The sequence below is a fragment of the Phocaeicola sp. HCN-40430 genome, assembly GCF_037890285.1.
Taxonomy (GTDB): Bacteria; Bacteroidota; Bacteroidia; order Bacteroidales; family Bacteroidaceae; genus Phocaeicola; species Phocaeicola acetigenes.
This window is the reverse complement of record NZ_JBBKBS010000054.1, coordinates 1-1,311: the sequence shown is the minus strand read 5'-3', so window position 1 is coordinate 1,311 and position 1,311 is coordinate 1. Positions and strand designations below refer to the sequence as shown.

General features: G+C 38.4%; 1 protein-coding gene. It reads right to left on the bottom strand.

The features are described 5' to 3' along the window. Window positions 1-28: 28 nt before the first annotated feature. Window positions 29-1,192, bottom strand: a complete 1,164-nt coding sequence (locus WKU26_RS12535; protein WP_340322293.1) for an IS4 family transposase — start codon at window positions 1,190-1,192, stop codon at window positions 29-31. Window positions 1,193-1,311: the final 119 nt, after the last annotated feature.

Below are 1,311 nucleotides of genomic sequence, written 5' to 3'. Positions count from 1 at the left end.
CACTACTGTCCACTAAAAATGGACAAGGTTAAAAATTAAATAAATTCGGTTCACTTGAATCATATCGGTCTTTGACATTTTTGAAATTCGATTTGTCAAACAAGTCACTGAGATGTGTTTTGTCAGTCAGAGAAATTCCGAGTATTTGGAGAACTTCATAGATGCTGCGTTCTAATTTCATATCGTGTTGGACTATTGCTACTAAGCAGTAAGTGATTATCGCACAATAGATTTGTATGCGTACAGCGTTTTCCGATGTTCCCCAGAACTTCTTAATCCTGAGGTGTTGTTTTATCCATTTGAAGAACAGTTCAACACTCCATCTATTTCGATAAAGCGATGATATAAACTCTGCAGATGCGTCAAGATTATTTGTCAGGAAGATGTATCGTGTACCGTCTTCAGGATTTTCAATGATGAGTTTTCTAAGTTCCTCAGGGTAATCCTTAGAACTTTTATAAACCGTAAAGCATCCGATTGCATCCGACACTACACCTTCCGGCAATCTTCGTTTCCAGGTTTTAGGCTTGATCCGTACATTTGTTTTGGCTCGTACAATGAAGAAAGCACCTATACGATTTATCGTATTAAGGTTGCTGAAATCGTTATAGCCTCGGTCGAATATATAATGCGCTCCTGATTCATATGGAATCTCAGGCATAGCCTTTGAATCGTGAATATTGGCAGGTGTAATATGCACAAAAGCAGGTACTTCCGCTTCAATATCGTAGAGCGTATGCAACTTTATTCCGCCTTTATGTTTGCGAAATTTAGCCCACTCAAACACTGACAGGCACAGATCAATCGTTGTAGAGTCAAATGCATAAACATGACCGTCAAGTTCGAATATTTTATTGATTCTACGCTTGCGGGCCTCGGCAATCATGAATGTTGCGTACTCTTCGAAGATGCGGTAGTTACGTTGCTCATTAGCCTTACTAAGATTGCTCCGAGTTACAGACTTCCCGATTCCGAGATGGTAAAGTTTTCCAGCATGAGCTTCCATAGCCACAATCAAATCTCTGAGACTCTCTCGATTGGATAGCTGACCGAACATCATCGTAAGTAGTTGATTCCAACAGGTATAGCTCTTGATATATTTGTCGCCTTCATACTTCTTTATGAGATAGTTGAAGTGATTACGATCAAGAAATCGGGTTAATTGAGCAAAAACGAACTTGTCTTTATGCATAACGGTCTGATTAATACCGCAAAAGTAAATTCAAATCCGTTGACTCCCAAAACACTTATAACAAATTGAATTTCAATTATTTCAAAGAACTTCTATGATTTTTTAGTGGACACTAATGA